Origin of the sequence: Pseudomonas sp. GXM4 (assembly GCF_008923895.1) — a bacterium.
GTDB classification, from domain to species: Bacteria; Pseudomonadota; Gammaproteobacteria; order Pseudomonadales; family Pseudomonadaceae; genus Aquipseudomonas; species Aquipseudomonas atacamensis.
Genome location: NZ_WBRZ01000300.1, coordinates 1 through 6,270 on the forward strand (window position 1 = coordinate 1; position 6,270 = coordinate 6,270).

Consider the following 6,270-nt stretch of genomic DNA (forward strand, 5'->3'; position numbering starts at 1 on the left):
ACAAAACCTGTGGGAGCGAGCCTGCTCGCGAATGGCTCAACACAACACCAAAGCCTGTCAATGCAGGCGCTTGCGACACATCAGCTGGGCCATTTTCGCGGTGTCCGGGCGTTCGACGATGCCTTTCTCGGTGACGATCGCGTCGATCAGATCCGCCGGGGTGACATCAAACACCGGGTTGAACGCTTCAACATCGGCACCGACGCGTTTACCGCCGACCTCCAGCAGCTCGGCGCCATCACGCTCTTCGATCGGAATGTCATCGCCGCTGGCGAGATTCATGTCGATGGTCGAACTCGGCGCCACGACCATGAAGCGCACGCCGTGGTGCATGGCGTTAACTGCCAGTTGATAGGTGCCGATCTTGTTCGCCACGTCGCCATTGGCGGTGATGCGGTCGGCGCCGACGATCACCCAGGTCACGCCTTTGGTTTTCATGATGTGCGCCGCGGCGGAGTCGGCGTTCAAGGTCACCGGGATGCCTTCGTTGGCCAGCTCCCACGCGGTCAGCCGCGAGCCCTGCAACCATGGCCGGGTTTCGTCGGCGTAAACGCGCTCGACCATGCCTTCTATATAAGCAGCGCGGATCACCCCCAGCGCAGTACCGAACCCGCCGGTGGCCAGCGCGCCGGTATTGCAATGGGTCAGGATGGCCTGAGCGTTGCCCTGATGCTTGCGAATCAGATCGACACCAAGCTGCGCCATGGTCAGGTTGGCCTCGCGGTCGCTTTCATGAATAGCGATGGCTTCGGCTTCCAGCGCCGCCAGCGGATCGGCGTTGCTTTTCAGCCGATCCAGGCGATCGTGCATGCGGCCCAGCGCCCAGAACAGATTGACCGCGGTCGGACGCGAATCGGCCAACAGCGCGAAATCCTCTTCCAGCGCCGCGTACCAGTCGCCGCCCTCGGCAATCCGCGCCCGCGCCGCGAGGACGATGCCATAAGCCGCACTGATGCCAATAGCCGGTGCGCCACGCACGACCATCGAGCGAATCGCTTCGGCCACGCCGGCGGCGCTGGTGTAGGCGATCCAGGTTTCCTCGAACGGCAAAATACGCTGATCCAGCAGGTGCAGCGCGCCATCACGCCAATCGATGGCCTTTACTTTCTCCGCAGCCAACAGTCGATCGCGCATCCCACACCCCGCACTCATGAACAAAAGCCGCCGATTATAGCGATCCCCCCGCGAAGACGCTCGGGTATACTTCGCCATCCTTTACAAAAGCACTGGAACCGACCCTCGATGCCGAAACCTGCCATTGCGCTCGACCTGTTATTGCTGCCGACCTGGCTGGTCCCCGTCGAACCGGCAGGCGTGGTGCTCAAGGAGCACGGCCTGGGCATCCGTGACGGTTGCATCGTGTTTATCGGCCCGCGCGCCGAAGCGTTGAAGTGTAACGCGACAGAAATCCGCGAACTGCCGGATGTTCTGTTGGCGCCGGGACTGATCAATGCCCACGGCCACGCGGCGATGACGCTGTTCCGTGGCCTGGCTGACGATCTGCCGCTGATGACCTGGCTGGAAAACCACATCTGGCCGGCCGAAGGCAAATGGGTCGATGAGGATTTCGTCCGCGACGGCACCGATCTGGCCATCGCCGAGCAGATCAAGGGCGGCATCACTTGCTTCTCTGACATGTACTTTTTCCCGAAAGTCGCCAGCGAGCGCGTACACAACAGCGGCATCCGTGCGCAGATCGCCATTCCGATCCTCGATTTCCCGATCCCCGGCGCCAGCAGTGCCGACGAAGCCATTCGTCAGGGCGTCGAATTGTTCGGCGATCTCAAGCATCACGAACGCATCAAGATCACCTTCGGCCCTCACGCACCCTACACCGTCGGTGATGAGAACCTGGAAAAAATCAGGGTCATCGCCGAGGAGCTGGACGCCTCGATCCACATGCATGTGCATGAAACCGCATTCGAAGTGCAGCAGGCCGTCGAGCAAACCGGCGAACGGCCACTGGCGCGCCTTGGCCGCCTTGGCCTGCTCGGCCCGCGCTTCCAGGCGGTGCACATGACCCAGATCAGCGATGACGACCTCGCGCTGCTGGTAGAAAGCAACAGCAGCGTGATCCACTGCCCGGAATCCAATCTGAAACTGGCCAGCGGCTTCTGCCCGGTCGAACGTTTGTGGCAGGCTGGGGTGAACGTTGCCGTCGGCACCGATGGCGCGGCGAGCAACAATGATCTCGACCTGCTCGGCGAAACCCGCACCGCTGCCCTGCTGGCCAAAGCCGTGGCCGGCTCTGCCACGGCGCTGGACGCCCATCGCGCCTTGCGCATGGCCACTCTCAATGGCGCCCGCGCGCTGGGGATCGAGGCGCAGGTCGGCTCGCTGGAGATCGGCAAAGCTGCGGACATCGTCGCTTTCGACCTGTCCGGCCTGGCGCAGCAACCGGTGTATGACCCGGTGTCGCAGCTGATTTATGCCACCGGGCGCGATTGCGTGAAACACCTGTGGGTCGCCGGCAAGCAACTGCTTGACGACCGGCGTCTGACCCGCATGGACGAACAACAGCTGGGCGCGACCGCCCGCCACTGGGGCCAGCGCATCAGCGGCCACACCGAATCGTAAACACCGCGGCGCTATATCCGCGGCTACAGCCCTTTTCAGGTTTTTCGAGGAATTGAACATGAGCAACGTCGACCACGCCGAAATCGCCAAATTCGAGGCCCTGGCCCATCGCTGGTGGGACCGTGAAAGCGAATTCAAGCCGCTGCACGACATCAACCCGCTGCGGGTCAACTGGATCGACGAGCGAGTCAATCTGGCCGGCAAGAAAGTCCTCGACGTCGGTTGCGGCGGCGGCATCCTCAGCGAAGCCATGGCCCAGCGCGGCGCCACCGTAATGGGCATCGACATGGGCGAAGCGCCGCTGGCGGTCGCGCAACTGCATCAGCTGGAATCCGGGGTCAGCGTCGAATACCGGCAGATCACCGCCGAAGCCCTCGCCGACGAAATGCCCGAGCAGTTCGACGTAGTCACCTGCCTGGAAATGCTCGAGCACGTGCCGGATCCATCCTCGGTGATCCGCGCCTGCTTCCGCATGGTCAAGCCGGGCGGCCAGGTGTTCTTCTCGACCATCAACCGCAACCCGAAGGCGTATCTGTTCGCGATCATCGGCGCCGAATACATCATGAAGCTGCTGCCGCGCGGCACCCACGACTTCAAGAAATTCATCCGCCCCTCCGAGCTCGGCGCTTGGAGCCGCATGGCTGGCCTGACCGTCAAGGACATCATCGGCCTGACCTACAACCCGCTGACCAAGCACTACAAGCTGGCCAACGACGTTGACGTCAACTACATGATCCAGACCCTGCGCGAGGAATAAGCCGATGGCCATCAGAGCGGTACTTTTCGACATGGACGGCACCCTGCTCGACACCGCGCCGGACTTCATCGCCATCTGCCAGGCGATGCGCGCCGATCGCGGTCTGCCGCCGATCAACGACAAGCACATCCGCGACGAGATTTCCGGCGGGGCCAAGGCCATGGTTGCGGTGACATTTTCGATGGATCCGGAATCGCCGGGCTTCGAAGAACTGCGTCTGGAGTTTCTCGAGCGCTATCTGGTCGGATGCGCAGTGCATAGCAAACTGTTCGACGGCATGGGCGAACTGCTCGCCGATATCGAGAAAGCCAACCTGATCTGGGGCGTGGTCACCAACAAACCGGTGCGCTTCGCCGAGCCGATCATGCAGCGCCTGGGGCTGGCCGAGCGTTCGGCGCTGCTGATCTGCCCGGATCATGTGAAGAACAGCAAGCCGGATCCGGAGCCGCTGATCCTAGCCTGCAAGATGCTTGATCTGGATCCGTCGACCGTGCTGTTTATCGGCGATGATCTGCGTGATATCGAATCGGGCCGCGATGCCGGGACCAAGACCGCTGCGGTGACTTACGGCTACATCCACCCGGACGACAATCCACGGCACTGGGGCGCGGATGTGGTGGTCGATCACCCGCTGGAGTTGCGCAAGGTACTCGACAGCGCGCTGTGCAGCTGCTGACCTGACTGTTGCAAGCTCCCTGTGTGGCGAGGGGATTTATCCCCGCTGGGCTGCGAAGCGGCCCCCGCTTTCATCCAGGCAATGTGACACACAGATTTTGCGACGGCTTCGCCGCCGAACGGGGATAAATCCCCTCGCCACAGGGATGAAGCAGGTCTTCATCAAATGGACTATGAGGTTTTTATGTTTGATTACACCGCTCGCCCTGAATTGCTCAAGGATCGGGTCATTCTGGTCACCGGTGCCGGCCGTGGCATCGGCGCGGCTGCGGCGAAAACCTATGCCGCCCACGGTGCCACCGTGTTACTGCTGGGCAAGACCGAAGCCAATCTGACCGAGGTCTACGACGAAATCGAGGCTGCCGGCCACCCGCAACCGGCGGTGATCCCGTTCAACCTCGAGACCGCCCTGCCCCATCAATATGATGAGCTGGCCGCGATGATCGAAACCGAGTTCGGCCATCTCGACGGCCTGCTGCACAACGCTTCGATCATCGGCCCGCGCACGCCGATCGAACAACTCTCCGGCGAAAACTTCATACGTGTCATGCAGGTCAACGTCAACGCGATGTTCATGCTGACCAGCACCCTGCTGCCGCTGCTCAAGCTGTCCCAGGATGCTTCGGTGGTGTTCACCTCCAGCAGCGTCGGGCGCAAGGGTCGCGCGTACTGGGGCGCTTACGGCGTGTCGAAATTCGCCACCGAAGGCCTGATGCAAACCCTGGCCGATGAAGTGGAAGGCGTTGCGCCGGTACGCTCCAACAGCATCAACCCGGGCGGTACGCGCACCAGCATGCGCGCGCAGGCTTATCCGGGGGAAAACCCGCTGAACAATCCGACACCGGAAGAGATCATGCCGGTGTATCTGTACCTGATGGGCCCCGACAGCGCAGGCGTTAATGGCCAGGCGTTCAACGCCCAATAAGGCCATACGTCGCATTTGTTGCCGCGGCAGAATGCTGGCGCGGCAAGCGATTGCCGCTGATAACCGTCACAAAGCCGCCAATAACCCAGCACGACCGCCCGGCATCCGCCAGCAAATCATTGATTCGAAAAGCTTTAAATTAAATCGAACCGAATGGCACGCCTTTCGCTCTAAATTCCCTCAAAACATGCCGTGTGATGGCCATGGGGCAGACGCCGATTTCGATAGCTGACTGATCGTCTTGCGGCAGACTAAACTTACGCCAAACGTCCTACGGGACTGATGGATCAGTACGACGCGCAGCCCATAGCCGCTCTCACCCAGCCTGTAAGACAGACTTACTGCTTAGGGGCTCACGCCATATGAAATCTCCTTCCCAGACCCATGCAATTGACTTTGACAGTGCCAAATTGCAGCGCCTGGGCTTCGGTCAACTACCGGCGCTGATCGAGCGCCCGACCAGCCTGGCGCAATTGCGTCAGCAAATGAGCCTGCAACTGCAAACCAGCCTGGAGCCACAGCGCATCCTTGGCCTGTTCTTTCGCGAAATTCAACGCCTGGTGCCGCTGGACGCGCTCAGCTATGTGCATCAGGCCAGTGACTTGCGCCTGGAGTTCGGCACACGCGGCCACCACTCGGTCAGCTACATCCTGAGCCACGAAGGCGAGCACATGGGCGAACTGGTCTTCCGCCGCAATCAGCGTTTCAACGACAAGGAACAGGGCGACCTCGAGTCGTTACTGTCCTGCCTGCTGTACCCGATGCGCAACGCCCTGCTCTATCGCGCCGCGACCCAGAGTGCCTTGCGCGACCCGTTGACCGGTGCTGGCAACCGGGTAGCCATGGAGCAGACCTTGCAGCGCGAGATCGACATGTCGCGCCGTCATGCGCAACCGCTGTCGGTGCTGATGCTCGACATCGACCACTTCAAACGGGTCAATGATGACCACGGGCATGGCGCCGGTGATGACGTGCTCAGAGCCATTGCCGCGTCGATCAAGGCGCAACTGCGCAACGTCGACATGGTGTTCCGTTATGGCGGCGAAGAGTTTCTGATCCTGCTGTCCAACACCGGTCGCGAAGCGGCGGCGATGGTTGGCGAGCGTTTGCGCCAGGCGACGCAGTCAGAGGAATATTTTGCCGATGGCCAGTTGATCGAGATCACCGTGAGCCTGGGATGCTCGACGTTGTTGCCGGGCGAGTCGGCAGACAGCTTGCTGCGCCGGGCCGACAGTGCGTTATATGTCGCAAAGCGCGAGGGGCGGAACCGGCTGGCGATGGCCGGCTAAAAATCATTGTGGGAGCGAGCCTGCTCGCGAAGAGGGAGTGTCAGACA

Annotated in this window: 6 protein-coding genes; 5 read left to right on the plus strand and 1 reads right to left on the minus strand. The window is 61.5% G+C overall.

What is annotated here, in order from left to right:
- Positions 1–57: 57 nt before the first annotated feature.
- Entirely contained in the window at positions 58–1,134 is a 1,077-nt protein-coding gene (gene mtnA, locus F8N49_RS24330) for an S-methyl-5-thioribose-1-phosphate isomerase (protein WP_016770927.1), read from the minus strand.
- Positions 1,135–1,242: 108 nt separating this feature from the next.
- Between mtnA and F8N49_RS24335 the strand changes: the two genes are divergently transcribed.
- From F8N49_RS24335 to F8N49_RS24355, 5 genes are all read left to right on the plus strand, one after another.
- Positions 1,243–2,577 (plus strand): TRZ/ATZ family hydrolase, encoded by a 1,335-nt coding sequence (locus tag F8N49_RS24335; RefSeq protein WP_071173171.1) that lies wholly within the window; start codon positions 1,243–1,245, stop codon positions 2,575–2,577.
- A gap of 58 nt (positions 2,578–2,635) precedes the next feature.
- Positions 2,636–3,334: a bifunctional 2-polyprenyl-6-hydroxyphenol methylase/3-demethylubiquinol 3-O-methyltransferase UbiG gene (gene ubiG / locus F8N49_RS24340; RefSeq protein ID WP_024013875.1), complete on the plus strand. Its 699-nt coding sequence runs from the start codon at positions 2,636–2,638 to the stop codon at positions 3,332–3,334.
- A gap of 4 nt (positions 3,335–3,338) precedes the next feature.
- Positions 3,339–4,010: an N-acetylmuramic acid 6-phosphate phosphatase MupP gene (mupP, locus tag F8N49_RS24345; protein WP_016770929.1), complete on the plus strand. Its 672-nt coding sequence runs from the start codon at positions 3,339–3,341 to the stop codon at positions 4,008–4,010.
- Between the two features lie 183 nt (positions 4,011–4,193).
- The gene (locus F8N49_RS24350) at positions 4,194–4,934 is read left to right on the plus strand and encodes a YciK family oxidoreductase (RefSeq protein WP_151552912.1); all 741 of its coding nucleotides are present in this window, start codon (positions 4,194–4,196) and stop codon (positions 4,932–4,934) included.
- Between the two features lie 362 nt (positions 4,935–5,296).
- Positions 5,297–6,223 (plus strand): GGDEF domain-containing protein, encoded by a 927-nt coding sequence (locus tag F8N49_RS24355; RefSeq protein WP_151552915.1) that lies wholly within the window; start codon positions 5,297–5,299, stop codon positions 6,221–6,223.
- Positions 6,224–6,270: the final 47 nt, after the last annotated feature.